The 24188-nt window shown below is 44.3% G+C and carries 23 protein-coding genes; 14 read left to right on the forward strand and 9 right to left on the reverse strand.

From position 1 onward, the window contains the following. Positions 1-90: 90 nt before the first annotated feature. The 3 genes from tuf to rimI all read left to right on the forward strand — a co-directional run bounded on the left by tuf (position 91) and on the right by rimI (position 2950). Positions 91-1281, forward strand: coding sequence for an elongation factor Tu (gene tuf / locus F995_RS06860; RefSeq protein WP_004646112.1), 1191 nt, complete (start codon positions 91-93; stop codon positions 1279-1281). 223 nt (positions 1282-1504) lie between these two features. Then, complete coding sequence (locus F995_RS06865) at positions 1505-2386, forward strand: metal-dependent hydrolase (protein WP_004646113.1); 882 nt, start codon at positions 1505-1507, stop codon at positions 2384-2386. 105 nt (positions 2387-2491) lie between these two features. Beyond that, positions 2492-2950, forward strand: a complete 459-nt coding sequence (rimI, locus tag F995_RS06870; RefSeq protein ID WP_004646114.1) for a ribosomal protein S18-alanine N-acetyltransferase — start codon at positions 2492-2494, stop codon at positions 2948-2950. 15 nt (positions 2951-2965) lie between these two features. On the opposite strand, the gene F995_RS06875 is transcribed toward rimI, so the two are convergent. From F995_RS06875 to trxB, 3 genes are all read right to left on the reverse strand, one after another. Then, positions 2966-3781 (reverse strand): arginyltransferase, encoded by an 816-nt coding sequence (locus F995_RS06875; protein ID WP_004646115.1) that lies wholly within the window; start codon positions 3779-3781, stop codon positions 2966-2968. A gap of 21 nt (positions 3782-3802) precedes the next feature. After that, positions 3803-4534, reverse strand: coding sequence for a leucyl/phenylalanyl-tRNA--protein transferase (gene aat, locus F995_RS06880; protein WP_004646116.1), 732 nt, complete (start codon positions 4532-4534; stop codon positions 3803-3805). A 92-nt stretch (positions 4535-4626) separates the two neighbouring features. Next, complete coding sequence (gene trxB, locus F995_RS06885) at positions 4627-5589, reverse strand: thioredoxin-disulfide reductase (RefSeq protein ID WP_004646117.1); 963 nt, start codon at positions 5587-5589, stop codon at positions 4627-4629. Between the two features lie 249 nt (positions 5590-5838). Between trxB and F995_RS06890 the strand changes: the two genes are divergently transcribed. Beyond that, a complete protein-coding gene (locus F995_RS06890) occupies positions 5839-8898 on the forward strand; it encodes a DNA translocase FtsK (RefSeq protein ID WP_004646118.1) in 3060 nt (1019 codons plus the stop codon). A gap of 61 nt (positions 8899-8959) precedes the next feature. On the opposite strand, the gene F995_RS06895 is transcribed toward F995_RS06890, so the two are convergent. The 6 genes from F995_RS06895 to F995_RS06920 all read right to left on the reverse strand — a co-directional run bounded on the left by F995_RS06895 (position 8960) and on the right by F995_RS06920 (position 13587). After that, positions 8960-9247, reverse strand: coding sequence for a PA4642 family protein (locus F995_RS06895; protein ID WP_004279254.1), 288 nt, complete (start codon positions 9245-9247; stop codon positions 8960-8962). Between the two features lie 304 nt (positions 9248-9551). After that, positions 9552-9824: a cell division topological specificity factor MinE gene (minE, locus tag F995_RS06900; RefSeq protein WP_004279256.1), complete on the reverse strand. Its 273-nt coding sequence runs from the start codon at positions 9822-9824 to the stop codon at positions 9552-9554. Between the two features lie 2 nt (positions 9825-9826). Then, positions 9827-10639 carry a septum site-determining protein MinD gene (gene minD / locus F995_RS06905; RefSeq protein ID WP_004646120.1) on the reverse strand — a complete coding sequence of 271 codons (813 nt, stop codon included), beginning with the start codon at positions 10637-10639 and terminating at the stop codon, positions 9827-9829. Between the two features lie 66 nt (positions 10640-10705). After that, on the reverse strand, positions 10706-11419 hold the full coding sequence (gene minC, locus F995_RS06910) for a septum site-determining protein MinC (protein ID WP_004646121.1): 714 nt from the start codon (positions 11417-11419) through the stop codon (positions 10706-10708). A gap of 159 nt (positions 11420-11578) precedes the next feature. Further along, positions 11579-12643 carry a hypothetical protein gene (locus F995_RS06915; RefSeq protein ID WP_004646122.1) on the reverse strand — a complete coding sequence of 355 codons (1065 nt, stop codon included), beginning with the start codon at positions 12641-12643 and terminating at the stop codon, positions 11579-11581. 2 nt (positions 12644-12645) lie between these two features. Continuing rightward, entirely contained in the window at positions 12646-13587 is a 942-nt protein-coding gene (locus F995_RS06920; RefSeq protein ID WP_004646123.1) for an acyltransferase, read from the reverse strand. Between the two features lie 252 nt (positions 13588-13839). Here F995_RS06920 and F995_RS06925 point away from each other — a divergent pair, with 252 nt between their 5' ends. From F995_RS06925 to F995_RS06970, 10 genes are all read left to right on the forward strand, one after another. Further along, positions 13840-14493 (forward strand): YiaD family glycine zipper/OmpA-like lipoprotein, encoded by a 654-nt coding sequence (locus F995_RS06925; protein WP_004646124.1) that lies wholly within the window; start codon positions 13840-13842, stop codon positions 14491-14493. Positions 14494-14630: 137 nt separating this feature from the next. Next, the gene (locus F995_RS06930; protein ID WP_004646125.1) at positions 14631-16670 is read left to right on the forward strand and encodes a UvrD-helicase domain-containing protein; all 2040 of its coding nucleotides are present in this window, start codon (positions 14631-14633) and stop codon (positions 16668-16670) included. Positions 16671-16717: 47 nt separating this feature from the next. Then, positions 16718-17170 carry a dUTP diphosphatase gene (gene dut, locus F995_RS06935; RefSeq protein ID WP_004646127.1) on the forward strand — a complete coding sequence of 151 codons (453 nt, stop codon included), beginning with the start codon at positions 16718-16720 and terminating at the stop codon, positions 17168-17170. A gap of 387 nt (positions 17171-17557) precedes the next feature. Next, on the forward strand, positions 17558-18976 hold the full coding sequence (locus F995_RS06940) for a phosphomannomutase/phosphoglucomutase (RefSeq protein WP_004646128.1): 1419 nt from the start codon (positions 17558-17560) through the stop codon (positions 18974-18976). Positions 18977-18986: 10 nt separating this feature from the next. Continuing rightward, positions 18987-19895: an acetylglutamate kinase gene (argB, locus tag F995_RS06945; protein WP_004279270.1), complete on the forward strand. Its 909-nt coding sequence runs from the start codon at positions 18987-18989 to the stop codon at positions 19893-19895. A gap of 131 nt (positions 19896-20026) precedes the next feature. Further along, positions 20027-20875 carry a class II glutamine amidotransferase gene (locus F995_RS06950; RefSeq protein ID WP_004646129.1) on the forward strand — a complete coding sequence of 283 codons (849 nt, stop codon included), beginning with the start codon at positions 20027-20029 and terminating at the stop codon, positions 20873-20875. A gap of 112 nt (positions 20876-20987) precedes the next feature. Continuing rightward, positions 20988-21371, forward strand: a complete 384-nt coding sequence (gene tnpA / locus F995_RS06955; protein ID WP_004646130.1) for an IS66-like element accessory protein TnpA — start codon at positions 20988-20990, stop codon at positions 21369-21371. After that, positions 21368-21703 carry an IS66 family insertion sequence element accessory protein TnpB gene (gene tnpB / locus F995_RS06960; protein ID WP_004646131.1) on the forward strand — a complete coding sequence of 112 codons (336 nt, stop codon included), beginning with the start codon at positions 21368-21370 and terminating at the stop codon, positions 21701-21703. Before tnpA ends, tnpB begins: the two co-directional genes overlap by 4 nt. Positions 21704-21777: 74 nt before the next feature. Next, positions 21778-23403, forward strand: a complete 1626-nt coding sequence (gene tnpC, locus F995_RS06965) for an IS66 family transposase (protein ID WP_004646132.1) — start codon at positions 21778-21780, stop codon at positions 23401-23403. Between the two features lie 287 nt (positions 23404-23690). Beyond that, positions 23691-24146, forward strand: coding sequence for a bacteriohemerythrin (locus F995_RS06970; RefSeq protein WP_004646133.1), 456 nt, complete (start codon positions 23691-23693; stop codon positions 24144-24146). The last annotated feature ends 42 nt before the right edge of the window (positions 24147-24188 follow it).

Raw genomic sequence — 24188 nt, forward strand, 5'->3', positions numbered from 1 at the left:
TTCGATTACTATAAGCCCAAACTAATTCATAGTTAAAAACCAAGTGCTCATGCAGTGATCCTGCATGAGTAGTTTAAAAAGGAAGATCTCATGGCTAAGGCTAAGTTTGAACGTAATAAGCCACACGTTAACGTGGGCACAATTGGTCACGTTGACCATGGTAAAACAACTTTAACAGCTGCAATTGCAACTGTATGTGCGAAGAAATTCGGTGGCGAAGCGAAAGACTACGCTGCAATCGACTCTGCACCAGAAGAAAAAGCACGTGGTATTACAATTAATACTTCACACGTAGAATACGATTCTCCAACTCGTCACTACGCTCACGTAGACTGCCCGGGCCACGCCGATTATGTTAAAAACATGATTACTGGTGCTGCTCAGATGGACGGCGCGATCCTTGTATGTGCTGCGACTGATGGTCCTATGCCACAGACTCGTGAACACATCCTGCTTTCTCGTCAGGTAGGTGTACCTTACATCGTTGTATTCTTGAACAAATGCGACCTTGTAGACGACGAAGAGCTTCTTGAGCTAGTTGAAATGGAAGTTCGTGAACTTCTTTCTACTTACGACTTCCCGGGTGATGACACTCCAGTAATTCGTGGTTCTGCTCTTCTTGCGCTTAACGGTGATGACAGCCAATACGGCGAGCCAGCTGTAGTTGCGCTTGTTGAAGCACTTGACTCTTACATTCCAGAGCCAGAGCGTGCGATCGACCTTCCATTCCTTATGCCAATTGAAGACGTATTCTCAATCTCTGGTCGTGGTACAGTAGTAACTGGCCGTGTAGAGACTGGTATCGTTAAAGTAGGTGAGTCTGTAGAAATCGTTGGTATCCGTGATACTCAAACTACTACAGTAACTGGCGTAGAAATGTTCCGTAAACTTCTTGACGAAGGTCGTGCGGGCGAGAACTGTGGTGTTCTTCTTCGCGGTACTAAGCGTGAAGACGTACAACGTGGTCAAGTATTGACTAAACCAGGTGCGATCAAGCCGCACACTAAATTCGATGCGGAAGTATACGTACTTTCTAAAGAAGAAGGTGGTCGTCACACTCCATTCCTTAACGGTTACCGTCCACAGTTCTACTTCCGTACTACGGACGTAACTGGTGCGATCGCGCTTAAAGAAGGCGTGGAAATGGTTATGCCTGGTGACAACGTTGAGATGTCAGTAGAGCTAATCCACCCGATCGCAATGGACCCAGGTCTACGTTTTGCGATCCGTGAAGGCGGTCGTACAGTTGGTGCTGGTGTAGTTGCTAAAGTAACTGCATAATCGCTGATTGTGTAAGAAAAGCGCCTCTTTGAGGCGCTTTTTTTTGATTCAAACTTTTATAAAACTAAAAATAAATTGTCTGACAATGATTTCAAAAGCTGTCCTTATCTGATATCGGCTTGACCTAAACTGCACTTATGTAAAAAAAATTACCACGTAATATACAGATAAGAATATGAATATTACATTTTTGGGCCTGGGTTGGCCTGATGGGAGTGGTCACATGAATGCGAAAGTAAATATTACCAATCGTGCGGGTGCTAGTTTTCCGGTTCGTCGCATGAACTTTGATTTTGATGCTGTACCGGAATATTGGATGAATGGTTCAGCAGGTCTCACTCATTTTATGACCGCATTATCTGCGCTATTTCCAGCAGGTGAAAAGTTTTTTATAGATTCAGTCCGCGCGGTACGTAACCATCCTGCAATTGCCAATAATGAAGCATTACAAAAAGAAATTTCTGCTTTTATTGGTCAGGAAGCCATGCATACTCACGAGCATATCGGCTTTAATGCTTCTGCGCAAAAACATGGGCATGATGTCGAGACGCTTGATCGTTATACCGATAAAGTCATTCAAACGACACGTAAAGTCATGGCTAAACTGGGTAAGCCTGTGGGAATTACCCAAGAAATGGTAGATTTGACTGCAACTACGGCACTTGAGCATTTCACTGCAACCATTGCCTCACAGCTTTTGACCAATAGCCACATTCAGGAATTGATGACAGATGAAACCATGAAAACCATGTGGTTATGGCATGCTATCGAGGAAAATGAACATAAGGCAGTTGCACATGATGTCTTTGAAGGAGTTTTTGGCAAAGGCCTAAAAGCCTATGCACTGCGTACTTCATCCTTGGTCATCGCAATGGCAACCTTATTTGTGGTGCAAAGCTATTTCCTCGCCCGTTTGCTTAAACAGGATCAGCAGTTTAATCTTGAGTCCTTAAAAGCCATTTATACCTATGCCTATAGTCCTTCTAAAGGTGTCATTACCGGTATGGCGAAAGAAATGCTGATGTATTTTAAACCGGGATTCCATCCGAATGATCATTATACAGATCAACTGTTGGCGACTTGGAAAGCTAAATTGGGTTTGTGACAGAACTGAAGATTGGAAAGCGACTAAAATCGCTCTTTTTTTTGCTCGATTTTTTGGATGAACTTTCTATAATGCGGAGGTTGATTCTATATAAGATGAACGAAGATGATTCGTTTAATGCAAGCAGCGGATGTAGAAGTCGTTGCAAAGATTGAAAAATCAGTTCAATCACATCCCTGGACTTTAAAACAGTTCGAAGATGCTGTAACAGCTTATCAAAGTACCGTGATTGAAGTAAAAGGGCAGGTGGTCGGATTTTGTATTTTACAACCGGTGCTGGATGAAGCCAATTTATTGCTCATGGCGATTGATCCGGCACAGCAAGGTCAGGGCTTGGGCTATCAGTTGCTGGAGGCTTCAGTGGCGATGCTAAAAAATAATCCGGTGCAGATTTTCCTGGAAGTGCGCGAGAGTAATCTGGCTGCGATCAAGCTGTATGAAAAATCAGGCTTTCATCAGATTGATCTGCGCAAGAATTATTATCCTAACAGTAACGGAAGCCGTGAACATGCCATCATTATGGTAAAAGCATGTACGGATGATTTTGCTAGTCTATTTAAATAATACAAACTGACGACCTTATTTAATAATCTGGTGATTCCATCCGCTGGGTAAGGTCGTCATTAATGAGTTTCCCAATTGCTGAATCTCCGTGGCACTCAATGCATGATTTAAACGTCGCCATTGTCCATCGATCAAGAGTTCCAGTGGCAGATACTGAGATTTGTAATTCATTTTGCTAGAATGCGGCACCCAATAACCCAGATAGATAAATTGCAAGCCCAGCTTTTGTGCATGTTCAATCTGTTTCAAGATTGCAAAAGCACCGAGTGAACGACGATTTTCATCTGGGTCAAAGAAGGTATAGACGGCAGAAATGCCATCATCCAGCAAGTCACAGGTTGAAACACTGATTAGACGCTCATCTTGCCATAATTCTAGAAAGAAGCTGTCGGCACAGCTTTGTAATAAAAATTTTTCGAACTGATCCCGAGTGGGTGGGAACATGTCGCCATCTGAGTGGCGTTCATTAATATAGCGTTCATACAGCGCATAATGTAGATCACCGGCGTGCTCTGGACTGGTAATTTTCATCACCAGGTCCTGATTCCGTTTCCAGGCTTTTTTTTGTGAACTGTTCATGCGGAATTCAGCAACGGGTACACGCGAAGACAGACATTGACGACACAGATGACATTCGGGTCGATAGACGAAATCACCACTGCGGCGGAAACCGGTACGTGACAGTTCCGATAAAGTGACTACATCAATTCGATGTGCAGGATCCAGAAAAACCATGCGCGCCGACTTGTTGGGCAAATAGCTACAATCATGCGGCGGCGTAATATAATACTGTAAATCGTTCAGTAGGGCCTTTGGCTGATAAGAGTTCATAACAACTACCCTCTGTTATTTTCATTCACTTAAGCGCGCGTTTTGCGCTATTGTTTTACTTGAAAATACACCTTCCTGATACTTTTTCCAATCGATAGCAGGCTTTTTTACAATATCTTGTAAAGAATTAAGATAAGCTTGGCGAGAAATTGTGCAGGCACCCAGGCTTAACAGATGATCGTTGACCAGTTGGCAGTCGATCCAGGATAGTTTATTTTCCTGTCCAATCAGCATTAAAGTATAGAAAGCCATTTTAGAAACATCGGTTTGCGTACTAAACATGGATTCACCAAAACAGCCTTGACCGATGGTCACACCATAAAGTCCACCGACGACGCGATCTTCATCCCAGACCTCAATGCTATAGCCATATCCTGCGTCAAACATGTCGCAATAGCCTGCGATAATATCTTCACTGATCCAGGTGTCGTCTGCATAAGCACGAGGCAATGAACAGGAACGAATCACTCTTTCAAAAGCATGATTGACCGTAATCTTATAGTCCTGCTTTTTCATATTACGTAGCAGGGATTTGCTAGGATGATAATCTTCGGGGCGAATAATGCAGCGTGGTTCCGGACTCCACCAGCAAATCGGATCACCTTCTGAAAACCATGGAAATAATCCATGCATATAGGCTTCATAAAGTGTGGAAGGGGAGAGGTCTGCACCAATACAAATCAGTCCTTCACCTTCAGGATCAACCTCGACCGGATTGGGAAAAATGAATTCTGAGGGAGGAAGTAAAGACATGGCAGACCCGACATAAATCTATAGATAAATCATCATCTCATTCTAGCAATAAAAAAGCCGTCCATAATGGACGGCTTTTTTATTCTTGCTGCTTAGTCTAGTTTGCCCATCGCATCAAGATATTTTTCTGCATCAAGCGCAGCCATACAGCCTGAACCGGCAGAAGTAATGGCCTGACGGTAAATGCTGTCCGCAATATCACCGGCTGCAAATACACCCGGTACCGAAGTTTGGGTTGCATTACCTGCAGTACCGCTTTGTACCTGGATATAACCGTCACGAAGCTCTAACTGGCCTTCAAACATGGTGCTATTTGGCTTGTGACCAATCGCCACAAACATACCCGTCACATCGACGTTTTGAGTAGAGTCATCTTGAGTTGATTTAAGACGAACCGAGGTCACGCCAGATTGTGCGTCACCGAGTACTTCATCGACTTGATGGTTCCAGATAATGCTGATCTTGCCTTCTTTTTCTTTGGCAAATAAATGATCTTGCAAGATTTTTTCAGAACGTAGTGAATCACGACGGTGAACCAGAGTCACGTGAGACGCAATATTGGATAAGTACAACGCTTCTTCAACAGCGGTATTACCACCACCTACAACCATGACTTTCTGGTTTTTATAGAAGAAACCATCACAGGTTGCGCAAGCACTGACACCTTGACCCATATAGGCTGCTTCAGATTCCAGACCGAGGTATTGGGCAGTTGCACCGGTACAGATAATCAGGGCATCACAGGTGAATTCTTCCATATCGCCTTTTAACACGAAGGGGCGCTGGCTAAGATCCACTTCATTGATATGGTCATACACGATTTCAGTGCCAAAACGCTCTGCATGTGCCTGCATACGTTCCATCAATGCTGGACCAGTCAAACCTTCGGGATCACCCGGCCAGTTATCGACGTCAGTCGTCGTGGTCAGCTGACCGCCCAGTTGCAAGCCTGCAATCAGGGTAGGTTTCAAGTTTGCACGCGCTGCATATACTGCTGCGCTATAGCCTGCAGGGCCAGAACCTAAAATAATCAGTCGTGAGTGACGTGCGCTCATCAGCTGTATCCTTTTTTATTTAGAAATTTATTGAATTATACGTGAAACTGTATAACAGTGGTGTGAGATTAAAGTCGATATTATTGATCATTGAAATCGATTTGGGCTATATAGCATAAGTAACATTGTGCTTGCACAATAGTGCATCTTTTTTCACAGAACAGGTGCATAATATGTATTTTATTGCGTCGCTTTTTTCAAGCATTGAAGCAAAAGAATATTCATGAAGAATTGGTTACAGGACAGTATATGACAGCGGTGTCGAGTGCCTATGCACAGCGCTTAGTAATGACATTATTTTTAGTCTCATTTGGGATTTATCTGTTTCTTGCAACAGTGACCTATACGCCATTTGATCCGGGGTGGATGCATATCTCCAGTGATACGCAGACGGTTTCGAATGCCAGTGGGGTAGCGGGTGCCTGGATTGCAGACCTTTTGTTTGGCTTCCTTGGTTGGGCAAGTCTGCTGATCCCTGTCTATCTGTTTATGGAAGCGATTCAGGTCTGGTGGCCGCGTAGCTTCCTGAACCGGCCATTTCGCTATGCTGCGCAATTCTTCCTGTTGCTGACCACCTCAGCGCTGTTGTTTTTATTTTGGCAAGTCCCTGCTGATACGCTGGATAATTCTTCCGGCGGTATTATTGGCTATGAATTAGGCCAGAGTCTGGAACAACTGCTGACAGTATACGGTGCAGCATTCTTCCTGCTGGTGCTTTGGGTGGTGCTATTTACCTTGGCGTTTGGGGTGAAATGGAACAAGACCTGGAGCAGCCTCAAAGCAACCCCTGCTTATTTACAAGACCTATTCTACCGCAATGTGCCTGAAGGCATGTCTGATTTTGACCGGACTGCACCTGTCGCCAAAAAAGAGCCAGTCATTAGTGCAAAAAAAGTAGCGGTTGCAGTAACACCTGCGCCTGAGCATCAACTGGTAGAAATAGATCCGGTGGTGCGCGATCAGGTGGCTGAACGCTTATTTGATGATTTTGCCGATAAAGAATCACAACAACCGCAGTTTTATGAGGATATTCCTGAGGCTGAGCAGCAGGCTCCTGAGCCAGTCGAGACATTTAAGCAAGTACAGCAAGTGCCTCAACAGCCGGATCGTGTGGTAGCGACAGGCGAGGTGTGGCGTGCCTTACATTCAAATGAAGATCAGCGCCATAAACAGGATATTGATGCCTTACTCAAAGCAGCCGAAGAAGAACAGCTTAATTCTCCAGTCTCACATATAACCGCTCCTCAACCTGTTGCAGCACAGACTCATGCTCATACCAGAACCGCATCGGCTCCGCATACAGGCCTGGACTGGGATGATGATGAAATCTTTGATGAACTTCTGGCTGCAGTTCCGCAAGGCAAAACTGCGACCGATGTGCATAGTCCATTCAATACAGCGCCAGCCGAAAAGACGGCAAGAATTGTAGAAGACATGACCAATGTTGCACCTGTCATGGCGTCTATGACAACGGCACATGTCGTGAAAAATAGCGCATTACAGGCCGATCTGGATGACCTGGGTGATTTACTGATTGAAGAAGATGAGCCAAGCCAACCAGTACGTGCATCAAGCTATGCCCAATCTTCTGCTTTTGTTCAGGCACCAATTCAGCATCAGGGTATAGAGCAACCAGTATCTCCTCCTTCTGCAACTCATGCAGCAGTACGCGAGGCTTTATCTAAAGAAGAATTTGTAGAAGCCTGGCAAGAAACGGCTGGTAAACCACAAGATGAAGACGAGTTTGATTTTGATGCTCCTTTAACTGATGCTTCAGGCCGTCCGATGTCACGTGCCATGCAGGTGGTGGAGCGCCGAAAAGATTTATCACCGCTTCCAGGTCTGGATTTACTGGATGAAGTCGATCCGAATAAAAAAGTGAATTTTACTGAAGAGCAGCTGGCACGTTTATCTGAATTGCTTGAAATCAAGTTGCAAGAATTCAACGTCAAAGCCAAAGTGGTAGAAGCACAGCCAGGCCCAGTCGTGACACGTTTTGAACTGGATCTGGCGCCAGGGGTAAAAGCCTCTAAAGTGACGAATATTTCGCGTGATTTGGCACGTTCGATGTCGATGGCATCGGTGCGTGTGGTTGAAGTCATTCCGGGCAAACCGTATATCGGAATTGAAGTACCAAACAGTACCCGTGAAATGGTCCGTTTGATCGAACTTTTGACCATTCCAGCCTTTACTGATCCGAATAGCATCCTCTCCATGGCAATGGGTAAGGATATTTCCGGTAATCCGGTGATTGCTGATCTGGGTAAAGCGCCGCATATGCTGGTGGCAGGAACCACAGGTTCCGGTAAATCGGTGGCGGTCAACTCGATGATTCTATCGATGTTGCTGAAATATACACCGGATGAATTGCGTCTTATTCTGATCGATCCGAAGCAGCTGGAACTGGCGAACTATAACGATATTCCACATTTATTGACGCCTGTAGTTACCGATATGAAAGATGCGGTCAGCGCATTGAACTGGTGTGTCAATGAAATGGAACGTCGTTATAAACTGATGTCTTTCCTGAAAATCCGTAAACTAAGCGACTATAACCGCAAGGTGGAAGAGGCGATTGCCAATGGTGAAGACCTGATCGATCCAACCTGGAAAGCCAGCGATTCTGTTGTGGGTGAACGTGCGCCGCGTTTGACGCCATTGCCTTCCATTGTGATTGTCGCGGATGAGTTCGCGGATATGATCATGCAGGTCGGTAAGAAAGCTGAAGAGATGATTACCCGTCTGGCACAAAAATCACGTGCTGCCGGTATTCACCTGTTGCTTGCGACCCAACGTCCATCGGTGGACGTGATCACCGGTTTGATCAAAGCCAATATTCCAACACGTGTCGCGCTACGGGTTAACTCCAAGATCGACTCGCGTACTATTCTGGATGCGGGTGGTGCAGAGGACTTGCTCGGTCACGGTGACATGCTATTCCTCGGCCCGGGTAAAATCGAACCTGAGCGTGTACATGGTGCCTTTATTGCCGATGACGAAGTCAACCGGATCTGCGATGCATGGCGTGAACGTGGTTCACCAAATTATGTCGACGAGATCCTGACACCATTTGATGAAGAACCATCCAGCCGTGGTTTTGAAGATGGTGGTGAGGGCAGTTCAGACCGTGATGCACTGTATGACCAGTGTGTAGCTTTTGTTTTGGAAACCCGTAAGGCTTCTACTTCATCCTTGCAACGTAAATTCAGTCTGGGCTATAACCGTGCTGCACGGATCATTGACCAGATGGAAGAAAACGGCATTGTCAGCGGTATGGGTGCCAATGGTAAACGCGAGATTCTGGTTTAATTTCAGTCTACCTACAATAAAAAAGCCTGCTTTCAAAGCAGGCTTTTTTATGTATTTTGACTCAGGCAAATTTTGCCAATACATCCAGAAACTCGGCACTTTGACGCGGGAAAGTGGCAATCACGTCATGAATCCGTTGTCCTTCCGGATTGGTTGCATTGACATCACGGCCATCAGCGACAAATTTCGTCAACAGGCGTTCATAATCAAATGGACGCATATGCTTGAAAGCATGATAGAGCACGTGAAAATCAGCATTAACACCTGCAGGAGGAAGCTGATTCAAGTAGGCAAATACACGCTCATCTGACCATTCTTCGTTAAAGGTCGCTGGTTGAGATAATGCCATCGCAATTTCCTTGATCTAATGTAGTTTTTTCGGCATGAAAAAAGGCAAAATATGAGTACGCAAGTGACAATGTCCTTAAAACGACATTGTCTAGGCGAAGTCTCGCTACTCGTCTTATGACTAGGTAGCGTAGAGTTACTAGCCTATTGGAAGCCTAGCTTCTCGTCTTCTGGGTAAAGCAGTATTTTACGACCAGCCCACTCGAAGCATAGCTTCTCATCTTGCGGCCGGGTAAAGCAATGCTTTACTAATCCGGCCTCATATTTTGCCTTGAATCAATTTACTTGACCAATCAAAAATCAGATTATCGTTCTTCAGGTAAATTGATATTCATTTCAAGCATTTCAATATTGGCTTCAGAACGGACCTGCATTTGAATATGCTGTTCATCGACACCGCGAACATAACGATTGACCACTTGCATGATTTCAGTCTTCATCTGGTCAATTTTGTCCTGGCTCAAGCGACGACCCAAGCCTTGTTCGGATGCAACGATCACCTTCAAACGGTCTTTAGCAGTCCGTGCGCTTGATGGTTTATCCTCGCCACTAAAAAGTTTACTCCAGAATCCTGCCATGTCTACGCTCCAAATAGTCGTGCTAACCAGCCCTTAGGTTTTACCTCGATATGACGGTAAGGACGCTCTTCGCCAAGGAAACGCGCAACCAGATCATCATAGGCCTGACCTGCAGAAGCTTCAGTGAAAAGAATCACCGGCTTACCTTCATTCGATGCCTGTAAAACGCTTGGACACTCAGGAATAACGCCCAAGGTCGGTACACGTAAAATATCCTTAGAAATATCATCAATCGTTAGCATTTCCTGTTTATCGGCACGTTCCGGATTGAAACGGGTAATACACAGATGCTTACGAATGCGACCTTCGTTTTGTTCTACTTTTTTTGTTTTGCTATCGAGCATACCAATGATACGGTCAGAGTCACGGACTGAAGAAATTTCAGGGTTGGTCACAATGATCGCTTCATCCGCATGGTACATGGCCAGAATGGCACCACGCTCGATACCGGCAGGTGAATCACAAATAATATAGTCAAATTCCTGCGAAAGCTCATCCATTACACGTGCTACACCCTCATCGGTTAAGGCATCTTTATCACGTGTTTGGGAAGCAGGTAAAATATATAAATTCTCAATATCTTTATCGCGAATCAGTGCTTGTTGTAATCGTGCTTCGTTATTTAAAACATTCACAAAATCATAAACTACACGGCGTTCACAGCCCATAATCAAATCAAGGTTACGTAAACCTACATCAAAATCAATAACAACAGTTTTGTGACCACGTAGGGCTAAACCTGTTGCAAAAGATGCACTTGTTGTAGTTTTACCTACACCACCTTTGCCTGATGTTACGACAACAATTTTCGCCACCGAATCCACTCCTGTTATGGTTCAAATCCCCTGTTTAAAATGGGGTTTTTGGTGTTTATTTATACATTAAAATTGTAGAGCTTCAAATACAAGCTCTTGTTGATCATTCAAGTAAATATGCACTGATTTTTTGACCACATGCGGAGGAATGTCATCCGCTACGCAATAGGTTCCTGCAATCGAAATCAGTTCTGCTTCGAGGCTATGACAGAAAATACGTGCTGCAGTATTACCACCCGCACCTGCAATGACACGGCCACGCGCGCTGCCATAGACATGAATATTGCCCGAAGCAATCACTTCTGAACCACTATTGATGCCGGCATTAATAATAATGTCGCCATTATGTTGCACGATACATTGGCCGGTACGCAGGATTTCATCATGATATGAGGTGATATGCGCGACGATCGGGGCAGCAGGGGCCTGATCATCATTCACCGCTGTAGGTTCTGGTTTAACTTCCACGACCTGTTCTTTGGTGGCTTTAATTTCTTCTAACTGGCGATCAGGTGGCAGTACCGGGAACTGAATGGCGCGCGCCTGATCTCCAAGTAAGCCTTCAGTAACAGCCATAGGCTGTACATCCAGACTGATTAACAGTTGAATCAGCGCAATGAGTTCCTGTTCAACTGAACTTTCAATGACTGCCAAAGTGCCGGGTGGAAATGCTGCTTGTAATTTTGGGCTAAGTTGCTGGCGGATTGCATCATGATCATTGGTATCTAGGCTAATGCGTATCGCATTGACCATTCTGCCTTTTATCCGTATATCAGCCATAATTCTTCCTTAAATACTTCTGACGTGCTGGTTTTGTGTCGAAGCAATGTTGTAAATAGTGCAAATCCTAGAACAAATTGCAGTAATTCTCTAGCGATCTCAGTTATTTTTTTATGCGAACAGGACCGGACGGATTAGTCTGATTCTGTACTTTAAACTTTACTTATCTATTGAGCTCTGATTTTGCTCATGTTCTTCTAAAATCTGTTGCCACTGTTTGACTTTTACCTGTTTTCGGATTGCTTCAAGTGTTTCAAAAACAGCCGATTCGACCAATTTATCAATATGTGGATTATGTTCAATCTGAATCTGGCTGATTTTATCTGAAATTAGGGTAAAAGTCGGATTTTCTTTTTGGCCTGTGTGGGTAAATGGTTCAATCAGTCCTTGCGTGATATTTTCTCCGAGGCGTTGACCAATACTTTGAATTTGCTGTTCGATCCGGCTACCTACGATTGGAATCAAACGTAATAATTGGGTCAGTTCCGGAGTATCTTCAATCGCCTGATTCACTACTTGCCCTACATTTTTAGCGATCATGGAACGTTGTGACTGTAATTCCCTACCCAAAGACTCCTGCAAGATATCTGCCAAGGCAATGGCCAGTAATTTACGGTGATGTTCCACTAAATCATCAATTAACTGTTTATGTGATGTACTTGTGGTCAGTTCACGCTTGATGCCGTCCAGTACGGTCAGTACCACCCGGCTGGAAAGCTCTTCCATCAGCATGTTGTAATAAAAGTTGCCTTGGCGATACCAACGATTGGGAATTACTTTATAACCATGGCTATGCAGGTTGTAGCCAATCGCAACCGCACGCAGCAGACGTAGGAAACGTAGCTGAGGGATAATAGATAAAATTTCATACCAGTGCACAAAAGGGAAGAACCACCAGCGTCGATGATGACGCAGGACAATCGCGATGACCCAGCGTGCCAGTAATTCACAGACCAAGAAGGTGGTAAACCAGCCCTCGGTAATGATGACCCAAGGGCGTAAATCACTTTTATAAAACTGCAAGATTTCCGGTAAACGAATGAAGTCAAACAACCACTGCCCAAAATCGCTCATTAAAATGGCGTTAGCACTGAGACAGAACAGATTGATGATGATCAGAACCATCATGAAAATATCGTAAATCAGTGCAATTTTCCAGCCCCAGGTTCCTTTACGAACAAATTTAAATGAGCTGGACGTAATGTCCGGGTTGTCTTTCTTCATAATTACTCGGTTACAGATCCGACCGGGGCTTGGGCAAAGTTCTGCTGCATTTGTGCGATGAGCTGATCTTTTTCAGTCCAGATTTGATCAATCCATTTTTGAAAACGTGCACGATATTCAGCATCATCTTCATAATTGCCGCCCAGTACCCAGTCTGGAATATCAATTTTTCTTAAATTTACCGCAATACGTGGCACTTCACCTAACCAAAATTCACCATAGCCCGGAATACCGTCAGGATAAACAATGGTCATGTCGACCAGCGCATCAATTTTATCGCCGAGAATACTGAGCGCCAATGCCAGACCACCGGCTTTAGGTTTCAGTAAATGTGTGTAGGAAGACTGCTGCTGATCATGCTTTTCCTGGGTAAAGCGGGTGCCTTCCAGATAATTTAACAGGGTAAAAGGCTGACTGATCAGCTGTTCACAAGATTTGCGTGCTTCTTCCATATCCCGGTATTTCAGTGCAGGATTTTTGGCAATCTGTTCCTTGCTATGCCGCTTCATCATCGGGAAGCCCAAAATTTTAAAGGCCTGTCCAACAAAAGGAATAAAAATAAGTTCCCATTTGGTAAAGAAACGCGTCAGGGGCATACGGGTCAGACCGAAGTACTGGTTGACGGTGGTATCGACCCAGCTTTGATGATTACAGGTCATCAAATAACGGCCCTGCATATTCAAATCCAGTGATTCATCTACGCTGATTTGCCATTGCGTGTTTTTCAGCACATGCTCAATCAGCCAATTATTGACCCCTAACCAGCTGTTGGTAATCTTGATATTGGTTTCATCCACTTTTGCGGATTTTTTAAAAAGTTTGGTTAAACCCAAGGCCAGCACCGGGGGACCATGAAAAAAAGTACTGCCCGTCATGACGGATGTGACCGTCAGGCCACGCGCCAGTTTTTTTAAAGTCGGTTGCTTGTTGCTATTCGATGACATATCCAAACAGTCCCCAGAGATTAATCACTTAAATTTTTTCATATTTTGAGTAATATAGAGACAGTTAGGCAAATAAAAAAGCCTAAACAGGAAACTATGAAGATATTGTGACGAACTACTTGGTTTTAGTTACATATAAACATTACAAAATATTACTAAACGATTTATTATTAACAAAAATTCAATGGTTAGCCCATTCAATTTAAATCATTATCTCGCTTAACAACAAAGCATACAACAAGGAGTCATGCGATGCGTGCACTAGTCATTTCAGCAGCTGTAGCAGGGGCCGTAGCACTTACAGGTTGTCAATCAACTGGTAATAACATCGGTGGTGTGGAATATGATAAAGCTGCTCTAGGTACTTTAATTGGTGCTGCAGCAGGTTACGGTGTTTCTAAAGGCAATGCGAATACCAGCCGTCAAAATAACCGTGCAGCAGCGATTGGTGCTGTTGTTGGTGGTGCAGCGGGTGTGTATCTTGATAACAAAGAGAAAAAATTACGTCAAGCAACAGCGGGTACGGGCGTAGACGTTAACCGTAATGCAGATGGTTCGATTAACCTTGTGATGCCAGGCAGCATTACATTTGATACCAACAAATCAAATATCAAACCAAACTTCTATGGCACTTTAAACAAAGTGGCGCAAGTATTAACTGAAGATAACAAGAGCGGTATCCTTGTAACTGGTTATACCGACAGCACGGGTAATGACTCAATTAACTTGCCATTGTCTCAAGCACGCGCAAACTCTGTAGCGACTTACTTGGCAGGCCAAGGTGTTTCACGTACACGTATTAATGCTCAAGGTTTAGGTTCAGCGAACCCAATTGCAGACAATACAACTGCCGCAGGTAAAGAGCAAAACCGTCGTGTAGAAATCGCGGTATATGCAGTTCAATAATTCTTGAACGCTTAAGAAAAAACCACCTTCGGGTGGTTTTTTTATATCTGAATATTGATCTGATTAATCGTATTTTAAATTAGGCAACTGACGCAGAGATGACTATAATCGGAGCCGAATCTAGAAGAGGAAGCCATATGTCACTCGCCAGTCAGTTAAATGACAAGCAACTTGAAGCCATGAAATACACTCAAGGACCCTTGTTAGTACTTGCAGGAGCGGGTTCAGGCAAGACTTCAGTGATCACGCGAAAAATCGCGTATTTAGTCAAGCATTGCGGGATTCCCGCACATCGTATTACTGCGATGACTTTTACCAACAAGGCAGCACGTGAGATGAAAGAGCGTGTCAGCAAATTGTTGACACGTGAAGAAAGTAAAGGCGTTTCAGTTTCAACCTTCCATACTTTTGGCCTGAATATGCTGCGCCTGGAGTTGAAACATACCCCACTGAAAAATAATTTCTCAATTCTGGATGCTGACGACTGTAAACGCATTCTGATGGATCTGATGCAACGTGACAATTTATCCGGTGCAGAAAGCAAAGAACTGATCGCCAAAGCCATGAAAATGATCTCGGACTGGAAAAATGATCTCATTCCACCTGAGCAAGCCCACACCACCTGTGAAACTGCCGAAGATGTGCAGTTTGCGCATTTGTATCAGCTTTATGAACGTAATTTACGCGCCTATAACGCCGTGGATTTTGATGATCTGATTGTAATGCCAACGCGCTTGCTGCAGGAAAATGCAGAAGTCCGTGACAAATGGCAAAACCGCGTGCGTTATTTGCTGGTCGATGAATATCAGGATACCAACACCGCACAGTATATTCTGGTGAAATTGCTGGTTGGCGTGATGGGACAGTTCACCGCCGTAGGCGATGATGATCAGTCAATCTATGCCTGGCGTGGGGCTAAACCGGAAAATATGGCCTTGCTGCAGCAGGATTTTCCTAATTTAAAAGTGATTAAACTGGAACAGAACTATCGTTCGACCAGTCGTATTCTCAAGGCAGCCAACACTGTCATTGGCAATAATCCGCATATTTTTGATAAAAAACTTTGGTCAGACAAAGGCCATGGTGAAGTAATCCGTGTGATTACCTGCCGCAATGATGATGATGAAGCAGAGCGTGTTGTTAAAGACCTGATCACGCATAAATTAATGAACGGTAAAAGCTGGAAAGATTATGCGGTGTTATATCGCGGCAATTTCCAGGCGCGTATTTTAGAAACCCATCTACGTCAGATGCAGATTCCGTATAAATTGTCTGGCGGACAGTCCTTCTTCGCACGTGCCGAAATCAAGGACATGATGAGTTATTTGCGCCTGATCATTAACCCTGAAGACGACAGCGCATTCCTGCGAATTATCAATACGCCAAAACGGGCGATTGGTCCGGTAACGCTGGAAAAACTTGGATTATTTGCTCAGGAAAACAACCTGTCCTTGCTGGCTGCAGCAGCGGATCAACGTCTGACCATGGCGATTCCGAAAAAGGCCACGACTCAATTGGCCGAATTTGCCGATTTTATTGAGGGCTTTACCCGCAATTTACTGGATGATGATGAACCAGTACCGATCATCCGCCAGATGATGATTGAGGCCGGTTATATCGATTACATCAAGGAAACTGCAGCCACGCCAGCACAGGAAAAAACCAAGCTTGACAATATCGAGGTGCTCTACAGCAGCATTCAGAGCCTGATTAACCGCGCTGAAGATGTCGACGAAAAAAATATTGAAAGTGTGATTCGTAAAATGGTGCTGCTGGACATGCTGGAGCAGCAACAGGAAGAAGAGGACACCGATAAAGTCAACTTATTGACTTTGCATGCGTCTAAAGGTCTGGAATTTCCTTATGTCTATTTGATTGGTCTGGAAGAAGAAATTCTGCCGCATAAAAACTCGATTGCTGCAGAAACCGTCGAAGAGGAACGCCGTCTGATGTATGTGGGCATTACCCGTGCACGTCAGGGCTTGACCATTACTTTGGCAGCGCAGCGCAAGGCCGGTGGGCAGATGAAGCAGATGACCCCAAGCCGTTTTCTGGATGAATTACCAGAAGATGAGTTGGAATGGTTAGGTCGTAAGAAAAAGCTGGCAGGCAACATCGATCCGAAATTACAAGCCCAACATTATCTTGATAATTTGCGTAACCTTATCAAACGATAAGGCGCAAGGCTTGCTCTTATTTTAAATGAAACAACAGGAATGAATACATGAAAGTTCAGGTGAAAGTCCTTGACTCGCGTCTCGGTCAGGAATGGCCATTACCGACTTATGCTACGACAGGTTCAGCGGGGCTGGATTTGCGTGCGTGTGTTGCAGAAACCACAATCATTGAACCAGGCCAAACGGTTTTGGTAAAAACTGGTTTAGCAATCTATATTGAAGATCCTGCATTTGCTGGTCTGATCTTGCCACGTTCGGGTTTGGGCCATAAACATGGGATCGTGTTGGGTAACCTGGTAGGTTTAATTGATTCTGATTATCAGGGTGAATTGATGGTATCCGTTTGGAACCGTAGTCAGACGGCATTCAGCTTAGAGCCAGGTGAACGTTTGGCGCAGTATGTGTTGGTTCCTGTGGTACAAGCTGAATTCGATCTGGTGAATGAATTCGAAGCGACTGAACGCGGTGCTGGCGGTTTTGGTCATACGGGTAAAAACTAAGTTTTAATAATGGCTTACATTCATTAACTGGATGTAAGCCATTTTTAGTTGATTAGATTAAATATTAAAAAAAATGAGTTGGTTGAAATATATTTAAAAAATAAAACCTTATTTTTTCGGCCAAGTAGAATTATTTAAATCCAAAATTGATGTAATTATCAAATGTCTAATTAGATGAAACTCAAAATAAATATAATTGAATAATCATTGTTTAATTACAAGAACCCTATAATTCTAAAGTTGTAGATTATATTTTTATAATTGATTGTTACATTGAAATCGTTTAAAAATAGCAGGTCTTAAAACAAAAACAAATGTTTAAAGTCATTATGATGAAATCATCATTTTAAATCTCCTTATTTTAACGAATAGTGAAAAGACAGTTTTATGGGATCTATGAATCATCCATTCCCCATGCATATCTTTCGTGCCTATGACATACGCGGTAAAGTCAGTCTATTAGGTGCCGGGATCATTGATGCAATTGCCCACGGTTTAGCCCAGCAGTATCAGGCTGCGGGACAGACACGTGTCGCCATTGGTTATGATGCACGCATCAGTAGTCCGGCTTTTGCCGACATCATTGCCCGTATTTTTAAAGACTATTCGCTGGAAGCCACTATTATAGGCTGTTGTTCCAGCCCGATGCTGTATTTCACCGCACGCCAGTTTGATGGCAATGGCATTATGGTCACCGCCAGTCATAATCCTAAAGAAGATAATGGGATTAAATGGATTATTGATGGTGAACCACCTTGTCCTGAGATGATTCAACAGGTGGCCCAACTGGCAAAGTCACATTGCGATAGCCAGCTAATTACTTTAGCTGAACTGCCGCATCAGATTATTCCAGAGTTTTGCATGCAGTATCAGCAGGGAATATTAGAAGATATTCAATTAAAGCGCTCATTTAAAGTGATTCTGGATGGTCTGCATGGCTCAGCCGGACGTTGTGCTGACTTGGTACTCAGAAAAATGGGCTGTGAAGTGATTGCTTTACGTTGTGAGGCCAATGGATATTTTCCGGATCATGCGCCGGATCCTTCGCAGGACAAACATCTTGAGACTTTACGCCAAACTGTCATGCAACAGCAGGCTGATCTCGGTATTGCTTTGGACGGTGATGGCGATCGCCTGGTTCTGGTTGATGAACATGGTCAGATTATTACAGCCGATCAGTTATTATGCCTGTTTGCCGAAATTTGTCTCACTGATTCAACGCCACGCCAATTTGTTTATGATGTGAAATGTTCAACTCTAGTTCGCGATACAGTGCAACGTCTGGGCGGTGAACCGGTGATGATTCGTACCGGCAGTTCATTTCTCAGAACCTATCTGAACCAGTCTCAGCAGCAAGCCATTTTTGGTGGGGAATATGCCGGACATTATGTCTTTAATGATGGCCGCGGCTGGGGCTATGATGATGGCCTCTATGCAGCACTCCGAGTCATGGAATATTTAGATCAAACGGGGCAAACTCTCGCGCAGGCCTTGGCAGCTTATCCAAAACGGTATGGTACTGAAGATCTTTATATTTCAACGCGTCAAGTACGTCCAGTTGAGCTTTTAAACTTCGTTGAACAACAATCCGCAAGAATTAATGCGCAAATCAGTAAAATTGATGGGATACGTCTTGATTTTGAGGATGGTTTTGGCATCATTCGAGCATCCAATACAGGTGAGTATTTCACAGTGCGCTTTGATGCCAATAATGCCCAAGGTCTGAATGAAATTCGTCACTTGTTTGTAGCCATGTTGCGTGACCGTTATCCAGAGATCGCTCAAGACATTTTAGATGCTCAATAAGGAGAGGCGAATGCCAAATCAACAAACAGGCATCGACAAAGCACAGATTTTGACAGAAGCTTTGCCGTATATTCAACGCTTTGCGGGTAAAACCCTGGTGGTAAAATACGGCGGTAACGCGATGACCGATCCTGAGCTGGAAAGTTCATTTGCACGTGATATCGTATTATTAAAAACCGTCGGTATTAATCCGATCGTGGTGCATGGCGGTGGTCCGCAAGTCGATTCCATGCTGAAACAGCTAGGCCGTGAATCAGACCGTATCGACGGCATGCGCGTGACTGATCCTGCGACTATGGAAGTGGTCGAGATGGTGCTTGGCGGTAGCGTTAACAAATCTATCGTGAATTTGATCAACCAGCATGGTGGCCGTGCGATTGGTCTTACCGGTAAAGACGGCAACCTGATTCGTGCGCAAAAGCTGCTGATGGAAAAAGTGGCTGAAGATGGTTCAGTTGAGCAAATTGATCTGGGTCTGGTCGGTGAAGTCGTTGGCGTGAAAACTGATGTTCTGGAAATGTTTACCAATAGTGACTTTATTCCAGTCATTGCCCCGCTAGGTGTCGATGAAGAAGGCAATACCTATAATATCAATGCTGATTTGGTCGCTGGTAAAGTCGCTGAAGCCCTAGGTGCAGAAAAACTGATTCTACTCACCAATATCACCGGTGTCTTGGATGAAAATAAAAACCTGTTGACTGGTTTGACCACTCAAGAAGTCGATCGTCTGATCGAAACTGGCGTGATTTATGGCGGCATGATTCCAAAGGTCGGTTGTGCGCTGGATGCGGTAAAAGGCGGCGTCGTAAGTGCACATATCGTGGATGGCCGTGTACCTCATGCCAGCTTACTAGAAATTTTCACCGATCATGGTGTGGGCACCCTCATTACCAATCGTGCCAATCCGCATCGTTCTTAAGCCAATTTTTGCAAAAAAGAGTCTCAATAGAGACTCTTTTTTATTTGGATTTCTTATAGCCACCTATTTGAAATGACTAGGACAGTCATGCACAATAAGCTTCTAAGTAAATAGAGAGCTGAAACCAGACCATGTGCCAACTGCTCGGAATGAATTGTGCCACCCCGACGGATATTACTTTTTCTTTTCGCGGGTTTTCCCAGCGGGCGGGCATTACCTCTGATCATGCGGATGGCTTCGGGATTGCTTTCTTTGAAGATAAAGCCTGCCGTCTGTTCGTTGATAACCAGTCTGCGGTTGAGTCGCCGATTGCCGAGCTAGTGCGTAACTATCCGATCAAATCACGTAATGTGATTGCCCATATCCGTAAAGCCACTCAAGGCAAAATTAATCTGGAAAACTCGCATCCTTTTAGCCGTGAACTTTGGGGGCGGCAATGGATTTTTGCCCATAATGGCGATTTATATGATTATTTTCCTGAACTGTCAGGGCGCTTTACCCCAGTCGGAAATACCGACAGTGAGCGTGCCTTCTGTTACCTGCTGGATCAACTGGTGAAACGCTTTGGCTATCATGAGCCGAAACTGGATCAGGTTTTCGATCTTCTAGCTGAAATTTCACCTGCAATCGCGGAGCATGGCACCTTTAATTTCTGCCTGTCGAATGGTCAGGCGCTGTTTAGCTATGCGATTACTAAACTCCACTGGCTGGTACGTGAATACCCGTTTAGACCGGCTCAGCTGATTGATATTGATGTCGAAGTGGACTTTAGTCAGGTCACGACCCCTGAAGATCGCGTCGCAGTGATTACCACTGAACCATTGACCCAGAATGAAGAATGGACTGCCTTCCAGCCCGGTGAAATGATCCTGTTTCAGCATGGGGCGAAAGTACGTTCTCAGTTGACGCATGTTGAACGTCTGGAACGTGAACGTCTTGATCCTTCCTTAAAACGCGTCACGCGAGCTGATCAATATTGAAATGCGATTAAAGACGGAGTTTAAACGTAAGCGTCCGCTGAACACACCTTCTGAATTCATCCTATAAGCCTTAATTTAGTCCCCACTTAGAAACAAGTGGGGACTAAAATTTATGACTACAAATCACCAGACATCCATCGCATCTCTTGCGAAAAAACGAAGAACATACAGTGCTGAATTTAAACAGCAGATCGTTCAGGCTTGTAAAGCACCAGACGTTTCAATTGCTTCAGTCGCTTTGCAACATGGATTGAATACAAATCTTGTATCCAAATGGATTCGCTTAATTGATGCTAAGCCAGGGAATGATCGCTCACCACTACCGAATAAACCTGCATTTATTGCCTTATCTTGCTCTGCACCATTAGATCCTACTCCTACTGACATGTTAAAGGTTCAAATTACTTTACCCCACTCAAAAGCAGAAATTGGCTTGAAATGGCAAGTATCAGAAATATCTGCTTTAGCAGAATTACTCAAGGCACTTGCAACATGATCCGTATCGATGAAATCTGGTTGTCTACCCAGCCCATGGACATGCGTGCGGGTATGGATACGGCCATGGCGCAGATTATGAAATCCTTTGGTTCAATCAAACCGCATTGTGCTTACCTGTTCTGTAATAAACGTGGCCATCGTATGAAAGTACTGGTACATGATGGATTGGGCATCTGGCTGTGTGCCCGGCGGCTGGAACAGGGCAAATTTCACTGGGCTCAAGTTCACCAAGGTGAAACCGTGGCCCTCAGCCCGGAACAGTTACAGGCACTGATCCAAGGTTTGCCCTGGCAGCGCATTGGACGACAGCAGGTGGTGACGATGCTTTAAACCAGGCTGTTCCATTCTGCTATTCTCCAAACGTTCTATTTCATTCTTCTCATGACCTCAGGCATACTGCGGTCATGAATACGCTGCCAGACTTAAGCCAACTGACCCATGAACAACTGCTGGAATTCACCAGGCAGTTGGCGTTGCAGCATCAGTCTCTGGCACAATCAAAGCAAGAATTAGAAAAATCAAACCAGCAATTGGATGCCAAAGTTCAGCATCTTGAAGCATGCAACCAACATCTTTCCATTCTCAATCAAAAATACGAGCATGAACTGGCGCTGTTTAAACAGCACAAATTCGGCAGTAAAAACGAACATCTCACCGCAAAACAAATCCATCTCTGGGATGAAGCGGTCGAAGAAGATATTGCAGCCGTTGATTTGGAACTGGAACGGCTGAATGCAGATAAAACCGATGCAGCGACACACAAAGCCAAAGCAAATAAACCTAAACGTCGACTGCTGCCCGATCATCTACACACCATCCGTATTGAGCATGAACCTGCATCAACCCAATGCAGTTGTGGCTGCCAGTTACGTCGTATCGGCGAAGATATCAGTGAAAAACTGCATTTCAGACCGGCACAGTTCTATAAGGAACAGCATGTGCGTGGTAAATGGGTCTGTGATCAGTGTGACACCCTGACTCAGCAAGCGATGCCTGCCTATGTAATTGATAAAGGCATTGCTTCACCTGAATTGCTCAGCCATGTGCTGGTATCGAAATATGCCGATCATTTGCCGCTGTACCGTCAACGCCTGATCTATCAGCGGGCGGGAATCGAACTTTCTAGATCAACGTTATCTGACTGGATAGGTCGCTGCGGAGTAGAACTCGAACCTCTGGCCAATGCCTTAAAAGAGGTGGTACTACAACAGCAGATGCTGCATGCCGATGAAACGCCGGTCACCATCATGCGGATGGGTGATGATGAGAAAAAACCGAAAAAAGGTTATGTCTGGGCCTATGCCACTACACAGTACAATCCAGTTCAGGCGGTGATCTATGACTTTCAGGATAGTCGTTCAGGCCAGCATGCTGAAGCGTTCTTGAAAGGCTGGCAGGGCTATCTAGTCTGTGATGATTACAGTGGTTATAAAGCACGCTTTAAATCAGGCCAGGTCATTGAGGTGGGCTGCATGGCCCATGCACGTCGTAAATTCCATGAACTGCATGTGACCGGGAAAAGTCAGGTCGCTGAACAGGCATTGGTGCTGATTCAGAAACTGTATGCGATAGAAGCAGAGCTCAGGAAAAAGACCGATGGTACAGCGGAAGACCGCCGCGAATACCGACAACAGCATAGTCAACCAGTGATGCAACAACTATATGAATGGCTCAACCAACATCATCTGACAGTGCCATCGAGTTCTCCCACCGCCAAGGCCATCAATTACAGTCTGAAGCGTTGGCCAGCCTTAAGCCGCTATCTGGATGATGGCAATCTACCTATTTGCAATAATTGGGTCGAGAATCAGATGCGTCCCTGGGCGTTGGGGCGCAAGAACTGGCTGTTTGCTGGCTCGCTGCGCAGTGGTCAGCGAGCGGCAAACATCATGACGTTAATCCAGTCAGCAAAGCTGAATGGGCTGGATCCGTATGCCTATTTAAGTGATGTGCTGAAAAGGTTACCGACACATAAAGTGACCCAGATTGAAGAGTTACTGCCACACTGCTGGAAACCTAAATTGAATTAAAAATTGGTATGGGATTCAGCGGACGCTTACGTTTAAACTCCGTTTTTTTATATTTAAAAAATAAGAAAAAATCTAAGAATAAATAAAGGCTTATTGTGGATTTTGGTTAATTAATATCTTAGCCTTTTACTCAGGATAAATTATTTTTAATTATATATAACAGAAACTTAAAATGAAAAAGCCGGATTTAGGCGGAAAGCCGACTAATTTGCTTCATTTTTATTTGAATCAATACGCTATATGCTCATTTTCACGTTATAAGTCCTTAATATTTATAGGTGGTCGTAATGAAAATGAAATGGGTTCCAGATTATAATACTGGTATCGATGTGATTGACGATCAGCACAAACGAATTCTCGATTATATCAACGAAATTGATGGAATTGATGCCAATACCGAGCGTGCCCGTATTAAACAGATTCTTGATAATATTATTGATTATACCCAGTCGCATTTCACCTTTGAGGAATCTCTTCAGGAAGAAGCCGGCTATAAATATCGGGTGCCGCATAAACGTGTGCATGACCTGTTTATTAAGAAAATTGAATCTTATCGTGACCGTTTTGAACTGGGGCAGTCGATTGAACATGAACTGCACGAAGTATTATCGAAATGGCTGATTAACCATATTCAGCACGATGACGCCGATTATGTCGGTGCCGTGAAAGAAAATATGATGGGCATCATCAAGGAAAAAGAAAAGAAAACCGGTAAAAACTGGTTCGCTCGGTTTTTCTCATAATAAAATATCTAAAGAGATAACAAGAATTACAATTTAATTATA

The sequence above is a fragment of the Acinetobacter sp. CIP A162 genome, assembly GCF_000367905.1.
Classification (GTDB): domain Bacteria; phylum Pseudomonadota; class Gammaproteobacteria; order Pseudomonadales; family Moraxellaceae; genus Acinetobacter; species Acinetobacter lwoffii.